A 17,923-nucleotide genomic window follows, 5' to 3' on the forward strand; every position below is an offset into this window, starting at 1 on the left:
ATGGCACAGCCAATCTACGTTATTGGACATAAACAGTCAGATCTCGACTCGATCGCCTCGGCCTACGCTTATGCGCGCCTGCTACAAGCTCAGGGAGAAGAGGCTATTCCCGCTCGACACGGCACTATCAAACCAGAAGTGCGTTTTGTGTTAGAGCGCTACGGAGTGGAGCCACCAGAGGCCCTGGAGGACGTCTATCTGCAGGTACGCGACGTCATGAGGCGCGGCGTCATCAGTATCCACGTTGATCAGCCCCTGCTGGAAGCCGGGCGCCTGCTACAGGAGCACAACCGGCGCGCCATGCCTGTGATCGACGACGAGGGTCGCGTTCGGGGAATTATCGCCATTGAAGACCTGGCCAAGCTCTTTTTCAAGGATCTCGATCCACAAGCGGTCAACCGTGTCCCGCTGGAGCGGGATAACCTGGTACGCGTCCTTCACGGGCGCGTGCTCGTCGAGGGACGGCGCAAGCTGGGCAACCGCATCCTGGTCGGCGCCATGCAGGCAGCCACCATGCGCGAATATCTTGAGCCGGGTTGTCTGGTTGTCCTGGGGGACCGCGAGGATGCTCAACTGGCTGCCATCGAGGCCGGAGCTGCTGCCCTGGTCATCACCGGCGACTTGCTCGTCTCCGAGCGCACGCTGGCTGCAGCGCGCAAACACGGTGTGCTCGTCATCAGCACCGCTTATCACACCTTCACCGCCGTCCGCCTCATCAATCTGAGTATGAAGACCAGCGAGATCATGAACCGTGACTTCGACTCCTGCAGGCCGGAAGACCTGATGAGCGAGATACAGCCGCTGCTGGCACGCCATCGCTCGCTGCCAGTGTTGGACGATGAAGGGCGTCTGGTCGGTTATCTCTCGCGGACCGACATGCTCAATGCCCGTCCACGTCGCATTGTGCTCGTCGACCACAATGAACGTGCGCAGGCTGTGGATGGCATCGAAGAGGCAGAGCTGCTGGCCATTATCGATCACCATCGCATTGCCGATGTTCACACCAGCAAGCCCATCATGTTCCGGGCCGAGCCGGTCGGCTGTACGGGCACCATTATTGTCAGTCTCTATCACGAGGCTGGAGTGCCTATCTCGCGCGAAGCCGCCGGCCTGCTGCTCGCCGGACTGCTCTATGATACACTGATTCTACGCTCACCCACGACGACGGAGCGCGATGAGCAGGTAGCTGCCGAGCTGGCTGAGATCACGGGCGAGGATCTTGAATCCTATGGCCAGGCTATCTTTGCCGCGGCGGCCTCCGACTTGAACGAGCGCAGCCCCGAGGCTCTGCTCACCGCCGATTTCAAGGAGTATACCGTCAACGGTCTGCGCTTCGCTATCGGCACCGTCGAGACCGCCACCCCCTCGGTAATCGAGCAGCGCAGTGCAGAGCTGCTGGAGACCATGCGCCAGCTCTCTCAGGAGCGTAACTATAGCGTCTTCCTCTTCATGATTGTTGACATTATCAACATGCGCTGCCGCTTGCTAATCCACGGTGGCGAGCAGGCGGTGGCCACAGCGCTCGGAGCGCCGCTCGGGTCGGACGGTCACACTATCGAGGTCGAGGGGCTGGTCTCACGCAAGAAACAACTGGTTCCCCTGCTGGGTCGTATTCGGAGCCTGCTCCAGGAGCGTGTTCGATCGTAGCGCTGCCCTGGCCAGAGAGGAAGCCGAAGCCAACCGCTACAGACCAGACCGGCGGAGGAAGACAAGGCCGGCAACACTGCGCAGGCCCACGCTTTCCGGTCTGGTCTCACTGTGACCTGCGCTTATCCCCAAGACTGGCAACGTCCCGGTCGGCTCATCGCCCTGCGTCAAGCCCGCCTTTGACGATGACTGCTTCTGACGCGCCTTTGGCCCCCAAGACGTGCTTATCTAGAGAGTACTGCTCTTGCGCTGCTCGCCTCTAGTCTGCAGAAGATATGATGAGGCTGGAGAGGCCATTTACCCTCTCCATTCTAACGATCACGGAGTCGCTTCGATGAGGATGAAAAGGTACGCCGAACGCACTGCTTCTCGCTGGCAGAAGGGCCTCTTCCCCGTGCTCTTCTGCCTCCTCTTGTCCCTGAGCGCCTGTAACGTTGAGATTACCGCTGGCGGGAGTACCCTGCTAGCCTCGCCGACCGCCGTTCTCAGCAATGGAGCCCAGCAAGGGCTGCAAGTTTTTGTTGAGCCAGATGCCGGCGAAAGGGTCATCACCAACGCTATCAGCGGGGCCCACCACTCGGTCTGGCTGGAACTCTACCTGTTAACTAACCGTAATGTCATCAACTCCCTTGAGGAGGCGGCCAACCGCGGCCTCGATGTGCGCGTGATGCTGGAGACTCACCCCTACGGCGGCGGCTCGCTCTCACCGACCGAAACGATGGACCGCCTGAGCGCGGCGGGGGTCAAAGTCAAAGCGACCAGCCCAGCTTTCGCGCTGACCCACGAGAAAGGCATGATTATCGATGGCACCACGGCCTATATCATGACCTGTAACCTGACAAACGCCGCTCTCGGCATCGGCAGCACCAAAAACCGCGAATATGGGATCGTCGATACCAATCCCGCAGATGTCAAAGCCGTTAGCGATATCTTCGAAGCCGATTGGAACCGCACGCAGGTCTCTCTCAGCGATCCAAATCTCGTCGTCAGCCCTATCAACTCGCGCAGCGTCCTTGAATCGCTCATCAAAGGCGCGCAAAAATCACTGCTCATTGAAGCAGAGGAGCTGATCGACGACACCATTGAGCAGGACCTGGCTGCCGCGGCCCAACGCGGCGTTACGGTGCAGGTCATCCTACCCTACCAGAGCAGTTCCTCCGATAGCAACCACAGCGGTATTATGGCCATCAAACGCGGCGGAGCCCAGGTACGTGAGGATAAGCAGCTCTATATGCACGCCAAACTGATGATCGTCGACGGTGAGAAGGCTTTTGTTGGCTCCGAGAACTTCTCAAGCCAATCGCTTGATCACAATCGCGAGCTGGGTATCGTGCTCTCCGATCAACACATTCTCAGCGTGCTCCAGCAGACCTTTTCCGAGGACTGGGACAGTTCACGCAGCGTCTGAAAAACCCATAGGCCTCGACCGCATCTTGAGCCGCCTGCCGCTAGGCGGTTCAGCAAGAAGGCCGGTCCTTTCTCTAGACCGCCCCTGAGACGACGGGCACAAACAGCCTGGACCGGGTCAGCACGAGCGAGCCAAACCAGCCTTGAGCGGTATGCCCGGAGGACTCACACAGCGGAGTAGCTAGTTCGCCAGGCTTCTCGCTCAGCCTGGCCCGGCTTGATAGTACCAGGCTGACGTCGCGTCGTTCCTGCTTCTCTCTCCCCGTTGCTACCATGTGATACGATAGGAAAGCATGTTCTGTCGTTCCCAGTCCTTCCGTAGAGCTGACAGCAGCGCAGGCCAAACCACAGGACTTGAGCGATCAGTAGAACCGATGGGGCAGATGGGTAAGCATTCACACGCTCAGCCCCAGCCTCGTCATAAACCTGACCACTCCTGACAGAGAGCGCTCCTCTCCGACCAGGAGTGACCAGTGACAGACAGGCTGACTGACTGACTGACTGACTGACTGACTGACAAACAGAGACAGAACAGACTCTTCCTTTCCTGGCCCTTCTCAAAAGAACAAGATAAGTGGGGAGGTATTTCAGTCAGGGAGATTCTTTTTCGGGGAGGCAACCTGATGGCCGATCAGTCGTTTGAGCGCGAGCATGAACAGACCGGCGTCGAGCCGAGCCAGGAAGCAAGCAGCAGAGCAAGCGAGAGCGAGGAGCTAGCTGCTCGCGTGGCAGAGCTGCGCCGTCGCATAGAAGAAGCCAATTACCAGTATTACGTGCTCGACAACCCCACGCTGACCGACGCAGAATATGATCAATTGATGCAGGAGCTGCGACGCATCGAGGAAGAGCATCCTGAGCTACAGACGCCTGACTCGCCAACGCAGCGCGTTGGGGCGGCGCCGCTCCCTGAAGTGCGGCAGCATCGCCATCCTGTTCCCATGCTGAGTCTGGCCAACGCGCGCAGCGAAGAAGAGCTACAGGCCTGGCACCGGCGTGCGCAGAACATCCTGCCCAACGCCACCTTTGAATATGTCTGCGAGCTGAAGATCGACGGGCTGGCTATGGCTCTGACCTACGAACAGGGGAGGCTGACCGTGGGTGCCACCCGAGGCGACGGTCTCGTCGGCGAGGATTGGACCCCCAACGTGCGCACCATTCGCAGCATTCCTCAGCGCCTGCGTGACGCCAATCCGCCGCCGCGGGTCGAGGTACGTGGCGAGATCTACATGACTATCGAGAGCTTTGAGAAGCTCAACGCCTCGCTTACCCGCGAGAAACTCTTTGCCAACCCGCGCAACGCCGCCGCCGGTTCGCTCCGTCAGAAAGACCCACGTATCACCGCTGAGCGCAACCTCGACTTCTTCGGCTACCAGATCGGCTATATCGAGGGTCGCAATCTGAGCACGCACTGGGAGGCTCTACAGCTGATCGCCGAATGGGGCTTTCCAGTCAACCCCCACAATCGGCGGGCGCGGGATCTTGACGAAGTGCTGCAGTATTGTCGTGAATGGGAGCAGAAGCGTTTCGAGCTGCCCTACGAAATTGATGGGGTTGTCATCAAGATCAACGATCTCGCCCAACAGCAGGAGCTGGGCTATGTTGGACGAGAGCCGCGCTGGGCCATCGCCTTCAAATATCCTCCCATCCAGGTCGCCACACGCCTGCTAGACATCCGTATCAACATCGGGCGTACCGGCTCAGTCAATCCCTGGGCTGTGCTGGAGCCGGTCAACATCCGCGGCGTGACAGTCTCGCGGGCCACCCTGCACAACGAACAAGACATCCTCCGCAAAGACCTGCGCATCGGCGACTGGGTCATTGTACAGCGCGCTGGCGAGGTTATTCCCCAGGTAGTCAAGCCCATCGTCGAGCGGCGCACCGGCGAAGAACGCCCCTACACCCCGATCGAACGCTGCCCCGTCTGTGAGACGCCCATCATGCGTCTGCCGGACGAGGCCATTGCCTATTGCCCCAACACGGACTGTCCGGCGCGCCTGCTGGAAAGCGTCATCCACTTCGCCTCCAAAGGGGCAATGGACCTGGAGACAATCGGCGAGAAGCAATGCGAGCAACTGGTTAAAGCCGGCTATATTAAAACCGTGGCCGACTTCTACGATCTGACGCGAGAGCAGTTGCTCAAGCTGGAGGGGGTCAAGGAGAAGAGCGCCGACAATATGCTCAAAGCCATCGAGGCGAGCAAGAAGCGTCCTTTCTGGCGCCTGCTCTTCGGCCTCAACATTCGCTACATTGGCGAAAAGACAGCCCAGCTGATTACCGAGCACTTCGGTTCAATGGATCGCCTGCTGACGGCCAGCGAAGAAGAGATCATGGCCATTCCCGGTGTGGGACCGAAGAGCGCTCACAGCCTCTATACCTGGCTCCAGCAGGAGAAGAATCGCCAGCTTATTGAGCGCCTCCGCCAGGCTGGCGTCAACATGACCATCGAAGAACGGCCAGGCGGACCGCTGGCCGGCCAGTCCTTCCTCTTCACCGGCAAACTGGCCCACCTGACACGCTCACAGGCCGAGGAGGCGGTGCGCCAGCTCGGCGGTACCGTCGCCAGCAACGTCACCCGCTCGTTGACCCACCTCATTGTGGGCGAAGACCCTGGCTCTAAGCTAGAGAAAGCCCGCCGCGCCGGCGTACAGATTCACGACGAACAGTGGTTCCTTGACCTGCTGCGCCAGCACGGCGTCGACATTAGCTCATCAGGCATCTGAAACCCGGGCAGGGGACCAGCCTGGCAAGAGGAACAGCAGACTGGTCCCACCGGGCCAGAGAGAGTGGAGGGAGCAGCCCGGAGCACAGACGCTCTCGTGAGTCGCCCCTCCTTTCTACCCCCTCAGCCCAGCTGACCCCTGACGGTGGGGTCAGCTGTGGTTCGGACTCAGACGTAGTGCATCTCCAGATAGCGAGCACGCAGTTGATGAACAGCCTCACGCACCTGCTTGCCGCGGATGGCATCGTGGATCAGCTGAGCGAGTTCTCCCATTGCGCGCTCATCCATGCCGAAGCGCGTCATCTCCTGCACTCCAATACGCAGGCCCGAGGGATTGCGCGGATCAGCATCGCCGGGCAGCATATTATAGTTCACGATGATGTCGTTGGCTTCCAGACGCCTGGCTACCTCCACACCACCCCCCCAGTTCGCGACATTGACCGCAATCATGTGGCTGCGCGTGTAGCCAAACTCGCGCGCCTCCACCGGCGTGCCCAGCTCATCAAGGGCCTGGCCCAACGCCTGTGCATTGCGCACAATCTGGGCCGCATACTCGCGCCCGTAGCGCTTCATCTCACGGGTCGCCACCAGCAGGGCCGGCAGTGAGAAGAGATGATGGTTGCTCGAAGAGCCAGGGAAGACTCCGCGATCGGCAGGCGGCCAGTACTTCTTCGCTGTCTCCTCATCCATATTCGCCAGGATTACCCCGCGCTGCGGACCGGGAAAGGTCTTGTGGGTGCTGCCGGTCATCCAGGTGGCACCCTCCTGCAGCGGTGACTGGAACTGGCCACCGGCGATCAGACCGAGCACATGAGCCCCATCGTAGAGCACCGGAATATCCCTGGTCTTGCAGAAGGCCGCTACCTCCGCCACCGGCTCGGGGAAGAGGAAGAGGCTCTTGCCCATGACAACAATCTGCGGATTCACCCGGTCGATCAATTCAATCGTCTTCTGCGCATCGACATGATAGCGATCCTCGGTGAGAGGCAGGTAGTGGAGATTGATGGACTGAGACCCGCCCACTTTCAAAGACTGCCCCCGCGTCTGAATGCGTCGCCCGAAGACACCCACGGCCCCGTGGCTGATATGCCCCCCCGCATCGGTCGAGTTGACTACGATCGTATCCCCGCCGCGCAGGAAGCCGAGCGCGATCGCCGTATTGGCTGCATTGCCGCTGATTGGGCGTACATCCGCCTGCTTAGCCCCAAAGAGTTCGCGAATCTCATCCCGCGCCATACGCTCGATTTCGTCGATGTAGCGCGTTCCCTGATAGTAGCGATTGATACGCTCGCCCTCATTAGGATGGCCTTCCGCATAGCGCCCCATGAAATCAGAAAGCTGGACGCGACGCACCGCCGGGCTAGGGGTATTCTCACTGGCAATCAGATTAATGCACTGCCTCTGGCGCCAGTCCTCTTGCCTGGCAAGAATGGCCTCAATGTCACTGATATCAACCGTCATCAGTATTCCTCCTCCCGCACAGGCAGTTTAGCGTCTGGCCGCCAGCCAATCAGACAGTCACTCTGCCTGCCTGATCGACTGACCGACGAAGAGCAGACGTGCCGAGCGTTCAAGCAAGCATTAAAAGAAATACGGCAAGCGCGACAGCAAGAGCGCCGTGGCTCGGTTCCCGGGTTTTGGCCTGCCGGAGCCGTGGCGATCACCAGAGCGACCGCTGGCCAGGGACAGTACCAGCCAGAAGAGCCAGGCGGGGCAAGTGGCGGCGCAGCGGATCAGCCGGGAGCCTGCAGCGGCTAGCCGCTAGCGAGGGAGAGGTGAAGGGGGCCAGAGGTTACACGGAGCCTAACCACCAGACCCCTACCTGTTCATACCGCACACGTTACGCCTGAATATCGGGTGCATCACGTTCGGCCCGTTCGAGTATGGTGCGCCTTCCCCTCTGAGTGGCTGAGCAAGCAAGCGAGCAATGGCAACTATGGCTGACTGCTGACTGACCTGAGCTGATCGTGCGCAACGCTGGTGGGTTTAGTGTAGCATGGCCTCCAGCATCTGTAAATGGCAATGGCCTCTGGTCAGGCTGCACAGCACCCGCCGTGTCATTCAGATATGGCTCCGAGTGCGTATTGCTGCAATAAGCTGAACAAAAGATGAGAGAAAGTGAACCCCGATCGTCTTCAAACAGCATTGAACAAAGATGGCGATCCTGTTATACTACCACCATAGAAAGGAGAAGCGTCGCGTCTGCGCTTGCAAAAGAACGTAATACGCATGGAAAGGAGGGGCGGCATTCTGCACCTCGCAGCCAGGAGCGATCCTGGTAGGGGTTCTGCCGCAACGTTTTCATGAAGGTCTACACGGCAGAACAGATTCGCAATGTAGCGCTGATCTCGCATGTAGGAGCGGGCAAGACGTCGCTGGTGGATGCCGCGCTCTATGACAGCGGAGCTGTGACCAGGCAGGGGAAAGTGGATGAGCGGACGTCGGCGGTCGATTACGACCCGGAGGAGTTGAAGCGAGGCATGTCCCTCCACACCAAGCCGGTGCCGGTAGAATGGCGGGGCCAGAAGCTGAATCTGATCGACACGCCGGGTTACCCAGACTTCGTAGGTGAAGTGAAAGCAGCGCTGCGTGTGGCCGATGCGGCTTTAATCGTGACGACGGCGGAGAAAGGGGTCGAAGTCGGCACCGAACTCACCTGGCAGTACGCCGATGAGCGCCGGCTGCCGCGTATGATCCTGGTCAACAAGCTGGACCGCGAGAACACTTCTTTCGAGCAGACACTGGAGGCACTGCGGGCGCGCTTCGGTCTCAGGGTAGTTCCCCTGCAGATCCCCATCGGAAGCCAATCGAACTTCAAGGGAGTGATCGACCTGGTCTCTCGCCGTGGCTTCACCTTCGAGGGCGGTAATAAGGTTCAGGAGGTTCCTGTTCCTCCCGACCTCCAGGATCAGGTCTCTGCTTTCCGCGAGCAGTTGATTGAATCGGCGGTCGAGAACGATGAGGCTCTGATGGATAAGTTCCTCGAAGGCGAGGAGCTGAGCGAGGAGGAGCTGCGTACGCTGGTGCGTCAGGGGACGGTAAGCGGCGAGTTGGTGCCCGTGGTGTGTGCGTCCGCGCTAAAGAATATCGGGGTGCAGACCGCACTCGATGCGCTTCTCGACTATCTGCCGAGCGCCGCCGAGGCACTTTCTGATGAGGTTCGTGCCCTGGGCGAGACGCCGGCTCTCTTTGTTTTTAAGACCGCAGCCGCTCAGGTCGGTACAATCTCGCTCTTCCGCGTTTACAGCGGCACGCTGAAGGCCGATAGTCATGTCTTCAATGTGCAAACGCACGCCGAGGAGCGCATCGGTCAGTTGATCATTCCTCGCGGCAAGGCGCAGGAGAGCACGTCAGAGATTGCCGCCGGCGACATTGGTGGTGTGGCCAAGCTGACCAATACGCATACAGGCGATACGCTGGTGGGAAGTAAAGAGGTTGCTACGGCGCTGGAGCCAATCCAATTCCCTGAGCCGTGCTTTACAGTGGCGGTCTTCCCCAAGAGCAAGGCCGATCTCGATAAGATGAGCAATGCTCTGACACGCCTAGTAGAGGAGGATCACACGCTCCGGGTAACGCGCGATCCAGAGACAGGCGAAACCCGCATCTCGGGCATGGGCGAGACACATATCCAGGTCGCGGTCGATATGATTAAGCGGCGCTTTGGCATCGACCTGGAGGTGCGCGATATCCATATCGCCTACCGCGAGACGATTCGCCGGAAGGCGCGCGCGAATGGACGACACAAGCGCCAGACCGGCGGTCACGGTCAGTTTGGCGATGTCTGGTTGGAGATTGAGCCGCTGCCCATCGGGGGACCCGATACCTTCATCTTCGAAGACCGTATTGTGGGTGGCGTGGTTCCAAGCCAGTTCGTCCCCGGCGTCGAGAAGGGCGTGCGCGAGTCGTTGAAGCGAGGCTTCATCTCCGGCAATCCGATGGTCTACGTTAAGGTGGCCCTGGTCGATGGGAAATATCACCCGGTCGATTCCTCCGCCCAGTCGTTCGAGATCGCTGCTTCGATCTGTATGCAGGAGGCCGTGCCCCAGGCCAATCCCACGATCCTGGAGCCGGTGATGAACGTGACAGTGATTGTGCCCGAGCAGACGATGGGCGACGTGATGAGCGATATCAATACAAAGCGCGGGCGAGTGCTGGGCATGGAGTCCCTTGGCAACGGTATGCAGAAGATCGTCGCTCAAGTTCCCCAGGCGGAAATGCTTCATTACGCGACAGACCTGCGCTCCCTCACTCAGGGCCGTGGTACCTTTACGATGGAGTTCTATCAATACGAGGAGGTCCCCCCTCAGATCCAGCAGGAGCTGATCGCGCGCTACAAGAAAGAGAAGGGAGAGCCAGCCTGATTCTCGCTGCCTGGTTCGCGAGAGAGGCGAGCAAGGCAGATGACTCCCTCAATATCGCTGTCATTCGATTGCAGGATGGGGCACCGTCTTCCCAAGACGAGCGGAGAGCTACCCCCAGAGGTCAATGGCTGATCCGTCAGGATAGGACGGTGCCCCGCTTTCCTTTCTGTTACGGTTGAGTTTGAGTAGCTGGGCTCGGTGAAAGGAGTTGCAATGTCTCTGCACGAGAGGTCTTTCGGCTGGCTGCGATCCCAGGTGTTGGAGCTGTACCGCCAGCGGGACTATGCCCGCGCTCGGGATCTGGTTGAGGAAGCGCTTCCTTTTTTCCCCGAACATTGGCCCACCCTAGTATTATGGCGTGCCATCCTCACGCTGCGCCTGGGAAGCCCCGAGGAGGCACTGGCGATTCTGGAAGAGGCCATTGGCCAGGGACTGTGGTTTGGACCAGCGCAGTTGGAGGATGAGGATCTCGCTCCTCTACGTTCACTACCAGCTTTCGCTGCCCTGGAAAAGATCTGCCAGGAACGCTACGCCGAGGCCCAGACTAGCTCACATCCGGGAATTCTAGTGCTGGAGCCTGACAACCTGGTCCCACCCCCCTATCCAACACTGTTCGTGCTCCACGGGAATCAGAGTAGCCCACTGGCCGAGCTCGAGTACTGGCAGCCAATCACGGCGCATCGCTGGCAAGTGGCCCTGCCTTGTTCTTCGCAGCTGGTCGGTTATGGCCTGGCTAGCTGGAATGATGAGGCCCGCGCAATGGATGAGATCTGCACCCATTGGGAACGACAGCAGCGCTGGAAACGTATTGATCCCCAACATGTGGTCCTGGCCGGCTTCTCGCGTGGTGCACGCATCGCTTTGCGTCTGGCGCTGGAGGGGCGTATCCCCGCCATCGGCTTCATTGCTATCTGCCCAACCCTGGAGGCGAGCCAGACCCTGCTTCCTCAAGATGCCTGCCAGGTGCGCCTGGGCTTCGTGCTGCTCGGTGAGCATGACCAGTGCGCTCCCACCACCCTGGCAGCCATCGAGCGCCTGCGCGCCGCCGGCCTGACCTGCGAGGTGAAACTCTATTCCGGCTTGGGTCACTTCTACCCACCGACCTTCTCCGAAGAGCTGCCCGCATTCCTGGCGCACTTCGTTCCTCCAGCTCCACAGTAGCAGACGGACCAGTACCGTTGCCGGAAGGTCCTGGCAGGAAACTCGCCGGCAACGGTGACCACGATGCATTGATATGCTTACTGATTATTTAAAAGTCGATCGTTCTCTTTTAAGAGGCTTTCAATCGTGATTCTATTTTTCCCCTTGAAGGCAGGCGGCAGAATGCGAGGATTTGGACTGAGCGGCGTTCTAGCGAAGGAGGCAGCTCTGCGGACTTGACAGCGGACACCAGGATACGTACAATTCCAGAGACAACGAACAGATCGTGTTCCTTCTTAAGGACGAGAGCAGGGGGCCTGCACCAGAGCTCAGTGAGGTGGCCGTATGCCTTCCAGACCGGTTTTTTCCGCGCCTTCGCTCGCGGAAGTGCTCAAGCAGCTCAGGATCTACCGGCCCAGCGGTCTGCTAACTATTCAACGAGCACGGGGCGCGCCGCCCGAGGAAGTGTATATCACGGTTGAGCGGGGGCAACCAACGCTGGTTGTCTGGAACCGCCAGCAGCAGGAGGCCAGCGAGGCTGTGCTAGCCTGGCTAAATTCATGGGGAGAAATTCGTTTTACTTTTCAATCCGCCGAGCCGCTTTTGCAGCTGCCCGCCCCAGGCCAGCCGGAGCCGCAGGAGGGTGCTCCCACTGGTGAGGGCCCGCGGCGGCCAACCTGGCCACCTCTCTCGCTCCAAAGTGGACCTTTGCCCACTGTTAGAGGTCGGAGCAGTGCCCGTCAGACGATCTCGCTACAGGGTCAGCATGGCGGCATGGGTAGCCCACCCACCCAGGCGCGCCCGTCCAGCGCAGGGCAGACTCATGTCCAGGTTCCAAGCCAGGCGCAGCCCCAAAACGGGCGCCTGACCCCGCGTTTCGGCGACTCGCTGGTGCTGCCAGCTGTCAAGCCCAACCAGCCGTCCGGTCCGCTGCCGCCGGAAACCGTCGTACCCAGCCTGACCGCTCTCGGCAAGGAATATGCTGCCACCGCCGTTCCGCGTTATGATCGAATCGTCTTTCTCCTCATCAATGGTCGGCGCACGCTTGGCGATCTGGCACAGCTGACCCGGCGCACACCCGCTGAGGTCTATGCCTCTCTCCAGCGCTTGCAGGAACAAGGGCTGATACAGCTAACGCTCCCGCCTACCAATGGGCACGCCCCTTCTTCCTCATCGCGTTAATTCAAGAAGCTGCGGTCTGGATGAGTTTGCAAATGGGCGTTACGCTGCAGTACCTGCAGGGCAAAGGGAACCTCACGTCTCAAAATCTCGTTCTCCTCTGCCAGACGCTGTCGCGTCGAGGTCAGTTCCAGCAAGTGTTGTTTCTGCTCATCCTGCAGATCGAGCAGATAGGCAATGAGATAGGAAAGTTCCTCTGGATCGGTCGGAAGATGCTCTTTGATCTCTGGTAGGCTGCGCGCCTCCAGCAGGATTTCTAGATAGCTGCTGAAGAGATCAAGGGCCCGCTCGGCGTAAGGCCTGATCAGATTGGCTGGTTCACGCGCATCGCGATACAGCTCAACCACACCCGAAAGATAGGGTTGCTGATGCTTGAGCTGGCGAATGCGGAAGCGCTCGCTGCCAATGGCAATGAGATTGTAGCGCCCGTCTTCTAGACGCTCAACTTGCAGAATCTCGGCTAGCGTGCCTACGCTGTAGGGTACTTCCTGAAGATGACGACTCTCGGGACGCATCAGGACGATGCCAAAGGGAGACTTCTCCTCAAGACAGCGAGCGACCATCAGGCGATAGCGCCGCTCAAAGATATGCAGCGGCACCACCGCGGTCGGGAAGAGGACCAGCTGCAACGGGAAGAGTGGGACCTCGACGATTCTCTCCACGGGATCTTCTCCTTAGCGCACGGGCTTTCGGCTTTCTTACAGGATCATGGGTGTATTCGCTCGCTTCTGCCGGCGCATCCGCATCTGTGCCTGCTGATTGGGATAGACAGGGGCCTTGCCTCGATCGCATCCCAGGCAGCCCTGGCCCGCCGGCCTGAGTACCTCGCTCTCAGGCGCCGAAGAGAGACCCTGGTCAGGTCGATGCAGCTTGTCGAGGATACCTCCGCCGACGGAACCAGGCCAGGCGAGGCCATTGGCTGGTCCGCTCTGACCGTGGTGAAGAGGCGCTTCAGACCGTTTGAACAGCATGGAGATGAGGATGGCTATGAGCATGGTCAGGCCAGTGCTGATGCTCGTGGCTGTGCATGACTCCCGGCGGCGGTAGCTCGCCAGGTCCGTGACTATGAGTGCCTTCGAGATGATAGGGATGATCATGCCCGTACCAACGATGGGCCGGATTGCAATACGCCACCAGCAGGCTCTGCCCATGATGCCAGCGCGCGCGAAAGACATCATAATTCTTCTTGCTCTTGGTACGCCGCTCTTCCTCCGTCAGGCTGTACCACTCGCGATGCGGATGCCTGATAAGACGGGCTGCGACCTCGGGACAGACTACGACGCGATAGCCAGCGGCCTTGAAGAAGAAACTGTAGTGGACGTCGGCCAGGCGATAGAAACGGAACTTTTCATCGAGCCAGCCGACCTCGTTAAGCAAGGCGCGGCGAAAGGCAAACAGGTACCCCTCAATGGCATCCACCTCGGGGCCACTCTCTTCGCGAAATTCACGCAGATCCTCAGTAATCAGGCCGAAGGGACCGGTCACTCCTATCTGCGGATCGGCCAGCGTTTGCTCCAGGGGCGTCCAGATATCGCCCTGGATCTCAACCGAGGTGTCCAGCCAGACAATGATCGCTCCCTGGCTGGCACGCATGGTTGCATTGCGCGCCGCGGCGAAGCCCAGGTTATGGTCGGCGAAGAGCACACGCAGAGCAAGCTGCTCGCCGTTGGCTCCGACCAGCTCCGCGCGTCGGGCCAGCTCCCGTAGAAAAGGAAGGGTCTCATCGGTTGATCCATTCTCGATCACGACAACTTCCAGGCTGTGCCCGTTAGCATGGCGACAGATGCTGTCAAGGCAACGCTCAAGGTCCTTGTAGTTATTGCGCGCCAGCAGATTGAGCGAGAAGGCATAGCGCGATGGCAGCTGTGTGGCATCAGGAGCATCCTGCCAGCGCGAGAGCACCGGGAACTCTTCGCTGAGGCGCCGGGGCCGAACCAGCGTCCCTTCGGGCAGGTCACTTACTTTCCAGCCCCGCTGGAGTAAACGGAGCCGCAAGGCATCAGCGCCCTCGTAGTCTCTCTGCCGACGCAAGGCCTCCCGCTCACGCACAAGCGCCGCCAGCTCTGCCGGCAAAAGATGCTGTGAGTGCTGCGGCTCACGGCGCTGGCGTGGCTTTTCACTCATAAGATAAGATTTGATGTCGAAACCGAGCACACGGTCGAAATCGAGCAGTAGCTGCAGCTTCCTGGTGGCATCCAGCTCAGGAGCGCGCAGCATGGCCGAGAGCACCGCCATCGCCCGAGGGATATTGAGATCATTCTCCAGCTCACGGCGGAAAGCCAGACGCCACGGCTGTTCTTCATCCTCCAGCGACCTGAGCGCACGCTCCTGATCAGCTCGCAGCCAGAGATCATAGGCACGCTCGCGCAAGCGCTCCAGAGCGATCTGGGCCGCTTCTAGAGCGCGGAAGGTGAAGTTGAGACGGCTACGATAGAGGGCAGTGGTGTAGAGATAGCGCAGGGCCAGTGGATCGAAACCGCGCGCCTCAATTTCAGCGCAGGTATAGTCGTTGCTGACCGACTTGGCCATCTTCTGCCCGTCGGCAAGCAGGTGCTGGGCATGAACCCAGTAGTTGACAAAGGGCTGACCACTGTAGGCTTCGCTCTGGGCGATCTCATCCTCGTGATGTGGAAAGATATTGTCCACCCCGCCGGTGTGGATATCGAAGTGGGGTCCCAGATACTTCATGGACATGGCTGAGCATTCGATGTGCCAGCCGGGGAAGCCACGCCCCCAAGGGCTATCCCAGGCCATGTCACGCCCTGGCTCGGCAGGTTTCCAGAGCGGGAAATCCTCGGGATGGCGCCGGTCAGCATCGCTGCCCTCGTGAATGCCAATCTGCATATACTCCAGTAGATTGCGCGAAAGCTTGCCATAGCCGGGAAAGCGCTGGATGTCAAAATAGACGTAGCCACGAACCTCGTAAGCAAAGCCTTTGCGCAGCAGCTCCTCGATGACCTGGATCATCTCGGGAATGTGCTCACTGGCCCGCGGGAAGACATGGGCCGGCAGAATGTTGAGCTTGGCCTCGTCACGATGAAAGGCTTCAGTGTAAAAGCGCGCGATCTCGGCAGAGGTCTTCCCTTCCTTGCGGGCCTGGGCCTGGATCTTATCCTCGCCACGGTCCAACAGCTCATGACGCATGTGCCCGACATCAGTGATATTTTTCACATGGAAGACCTCGTAGCCGAGGTACTCCAGGGTACGACGGAGCCAGTCGGCCATTGTGAAGGTACGCAGGTTACCGATGTGGATATAGCGGTAGACGGTCGGACCACAGGAGTACATTTTGATCTTGCCAGGCTCCAACGGGACAATTTCCTCGACGCGCCGCGTGAGTGTGTTATAGATTCTCATCGCCTCGTCACGCTCCCAGCATGCGTCAAACAGAACAACGACGAACGGCTCTCCGTGACAGCCTCTCCTCTGCCAGTCCTCGCCCGAGCGAGCGCCCATGTGGCTCGGCTCAACCGCCGTCTCTGGCGCCGACTGCTACTGACCCGCCCCATGTCCCTTTTTTTCCCACACGGAATTATACTCCCAGCTCGGCGGCCTCGACCAGGCGAGGAGACAGGGCAGTCCCGCCAGTGTGTTGACGTGCAGCCGTCTCCCTCCTCGCCAGTAACGCTCGTGCACAGGTGGAGTCCAGACTCAGGCGGTCATCTCTTTGACTATCTGCTGAACCCTGGCGCCTGGGGCCTTCCCTTTCAGTTCACGAGCCGCCAGCGGCATGACTTTGCGGAAATCGCGCCCCTGCTCCTCAATGAGACGGGCCACTACAGCACGGATCTCCTCGTCGCTGAGCTGGGCAGCCTGAAGATAGGATTGCAGGAGGGCCTTTTCGCGCTGGGCTTTCTCGACCAGATCACTGCGACCTCCCTTTTCGTAGAGAGGAATGGCCTGATCACGCATCTTGATCTCGCGCTCTAGCACCTGATAGCAGTCAGCTTCGGTCAGTGGCTTCCCGTACTCAGGATGCTTGCGATCGGTGCGTGCAACTTCCAGATTGTGGATAGCCCCCAGTACCATACGCAGCGTATCAACCCTGAGCTGATCTCTCGCTCGCTGAGCTTCCTGAATATCTTTCCGCAGTTGTTTCTCGATAGGGAACTCCTCACGCGTCTGCGCCATGTTACATATTCCTCCTATCCTCTCGGCAATTCTGATGGTGATCTCCAGTATAGCCTTTGGCACCAGTGCTGTCGAGTCAGCCGGGCGATGCGCACACCAGCAGGACCTGCCAGGCCTACGCCCTACAGCATCGGCCCCACACCTGGACCAACCCGGCTACCCATTGCTTAGAAGAGGCGCCGTCCAGTGAACAGCAGGCCCCCGCGCAACAGCTGTTCCCATCCACTGGGGCTGGCCGCCCTCAGCGCCTCTCCAATCTGCCGCAGCGCCACCTCTCCCGCAGGCAAACGCAGGCGTAGCAGAAAAGCCGCGCCCGCCTCTCCCGGCCAGGGATCACGCTGCCAAAACGAGGCGTGGCGCAGGAAAGGCTGCTCGGCCAGCTGCTCCAGCAAGGCCATCACCTCATACCTCAGAGTACTATACGAAAGATCACCCGCAGAGAAGGAGAGCGAGAGCGTTTGCGTCCCCAACTCTGGCGCCGCGCCACTAAGCAGATCATTGCCGAGTTGGTAAACGAGATGATAGACAAGCGCGCCACTGGCCACGGAGGATAGCCCGGCAGAGGCAGGCGCAGGCAGCTCTTCCTCTGCTGCCGGCCCCTGATCGCCGCGCAAGGAAGCTGGCCAGTCTGTAATGAACTGATTGAGCAGATCGAAGGCGCAGGAGCCACGCAAGAGAAACCACAGCTCGTAGAGCTGATGCCCGGGTCGCCAGCGTCGCCAGTCCTCCAGCCTGGTTCTGGCGGTTTGTAATGCTGGCGCTAGCTCACTGGCAGCCAACGCCGGCCCCAGCTCCGGGACAGTGCAGACGACTAGCGCTGGTCCTTCAAGAGGGAAAAGGCCAGTCGAGCCTAAGCGTGTGGCCAGATGACGCAGCTCACGCTGCAAGGCGGCTGCAACCTGGGATGGCTGAGCGGCGGCAGCAAGGAAGCCCAGACGCTGAAGGCGCAGCGCGGCCTCCTCCGCATAGCGCGCGCACTGCTCCTCAGTCCACTCCTGCAAGCGTGCAGCAACCGCCGCGCAGCGTTCACGGAGCGCAGTGAGCAACGGCAAAAGTTCGGCCTCCCCCTCCCGAGCGAGCAGGCGGACACAGAGATGGAGGATCGGTATATCCAGTCCCAGGGCGCGATAGATGTCCATATGGTTTCCTCGCTTTTCCTATCATAGTTGACACTGGCAAGGGTCACAAACGTCGGCAGCGTCCTGACCATAACAGCAAGACAGTCCAGATGCCTAAAAGCCGTGGTCCCCGACCTGGTTGGTTAGCCAGCCCTCACGAGGCTATAATAGAGACATCCATCTCTTTTCTGGCAGTCTCTTGTGTCTGGAAAGGTCTTCCC

Annotated in this window: 11 protein-coding genes; 6 read left to right on the forward strand and 5 right to left on the reverse strand. The window is 59.7% G+C overall.

The features are described from left to right. The 3 genes from KTAU_RS00410 (at position 1) to ligA (ending at position 5,774) form a co-directional block, all read left to right on the forward strand. Positions 1-1,647: a putative manganese-dependent inorganic diphosphatase gene (locus KTAU_RS00410; RefSeq protein WP_151726536.1), complete on the forward strand. Its 1,647-nt coding sequence runs from the start codon at positions 1-3 to the stop codon at positions 1,645-1,647. Between the two features lie 334 nt (positions 1,648-1,981). Then, the gene (locus tag KTAU_RS00415) at positions 1,982-3,055 is read left to right on the forward strand and encodes a phospholipase D-like domain-containing protein (protein ID WP_151726537.1); all 1,074 of its coding nucleotides are present in this window, start codon (positions 1,982-1,984) and stop codon (positions 3,053-3,055) included. Between the two features lie 622 nt (positions 3,056-3,677). Continuing rightward, a complete protein-coding gene (gene ligA / locus KTAU_RS00420; RefSeq protein ID WP_151726538.1) occupies positions 3,678-5,774 on the forward strand; it encodes an NAD-dependent DNA ligase LigA in 2,097 nt (698 codons plus the stop codon). A gap of 167 nt (positions 5,775-5,941) precedes the next feature. Here ligA and glyA read toward each other — a convergent pair whose 3' ends face one another. Then, positions 5,942-7,234: a serine hydroxymethyltransferase gene (glyA, locus tag KTAU_RS00425; RefSeq protein WP_151726539.1), complete on the reverse strand. Its 1,293-nt coding sequence runs from the start codon at positions 7,232-7,234 to the stop codon at positions 5,942-5,944. An 842-nt stretch (positions 7,235-8,076) separates the two neighbouring features. Here glyA and fusA point away from each other — a divergent pair. From fusA to KTAU_RS00440, 3 genes are all read left to right on the forward strand, one after another. Continuing rightward, positions 8,077-10,134, forward strand: a complete 2,058-nt coding sequence (gene fusA / locus KTAU_RS00430) for an elongation factor G (protein ID WP_151726540.1) — start codon at positions 8,077-8,079, stop codon at positions 10,132-10,134. A 213-nt stretch (positions 10,135-10,347) separates the two neighbouring features. Next, on the forward strand, positions 10,348-11,295 hold the full coding sequence (locus tag KTAU_RS00435) for an alpha/beta hydrolase (protein ID WP_151726541.1): 948 nt from the start codon (positions 10,348-10,350) through the stop codon (positions 11,293-11,295). A gap of 324 nt (positions 11,296-11,619) precedes the next feature. Further along, positions 11,620-12,456 carry a hypothetical protein gene (locus tag KTAU_RS00440; protein ID WP_151726542.1) on the forward strand — a complete coding sequence of 279 codons (837 nt, stop codon included), beginning with the start codon at positions 11,620-11,622 and terminating at the stop codon, positions 12,454-12,456. Here KTAU_RS00440 and KTAU_RS00445 read toward each other — a convergent pair. The 4 genes from KTAU_RS00445 to KTAU_RS00460 form a co-directional block, all read right to left on the reverse strand. After that, positions 12,453-13,115 carry an LON peptidase substrate-binding domain-containing protein gene (locus KTAU_RS00445; RefSeq protein ID WP_112427553.1) on the reverse strand — a complete coding sequence of 221 codons (663 nt, stop codon included), beginning with the start codon at positions 13,113-13,115 and terminating at the stop codon, positions 12,453-12,455. The genes KTAU_RS00440 and KTAU_RS00445 overlap by 4 nt on opposite strands. 289 nt (positions 13,116-13,404) lie before the next feature. Next, a complete protein-coding gene (cysS, locus tag KTAU_RS00450; protein WP_170292949.1) occupies positions 13,405-15,810 on the reverse strand; it encodes a cysteine--tRNA ligase in 2,406 nt (801 codons plus the stop codon). Between the two features lie 294 nt (positions 15,811-16,104). After that, complete coding sequence (locus KTAU_RS00455; protein WP_112427558.1) at positions 16,105-16,584, reverse strand: GatB/YqeY domain-containing protein; 480 nt, start codon at positions 16,582-16,584, stop codon at positions 16,105-16,107. Between the two features lie 167 nt (positions 16,585-16,751). Further along, positions 16,752-17,723: a hypothetical protein gene (locus KTAU_RS00460; protein ID WP_151726544.1), complete on the reverse strand. Its 972-nt coding sequence runs from the start codon at positions 17,721-17,723 to the stop codon at positions 16,752-16,754. Positions 17,724-17,923: the final 200 nt, after the last annotated feature.

The organism is Thermogemmatispora aurantia (assembly GCF_008974285.1).
GTDB lineage: Bacteria > Chloroflexota > Ktedonobacteria > Ktedonobacterales > Ktedonobacteraceae > Thermogemmatispora > Thermogemmatispora aurantia.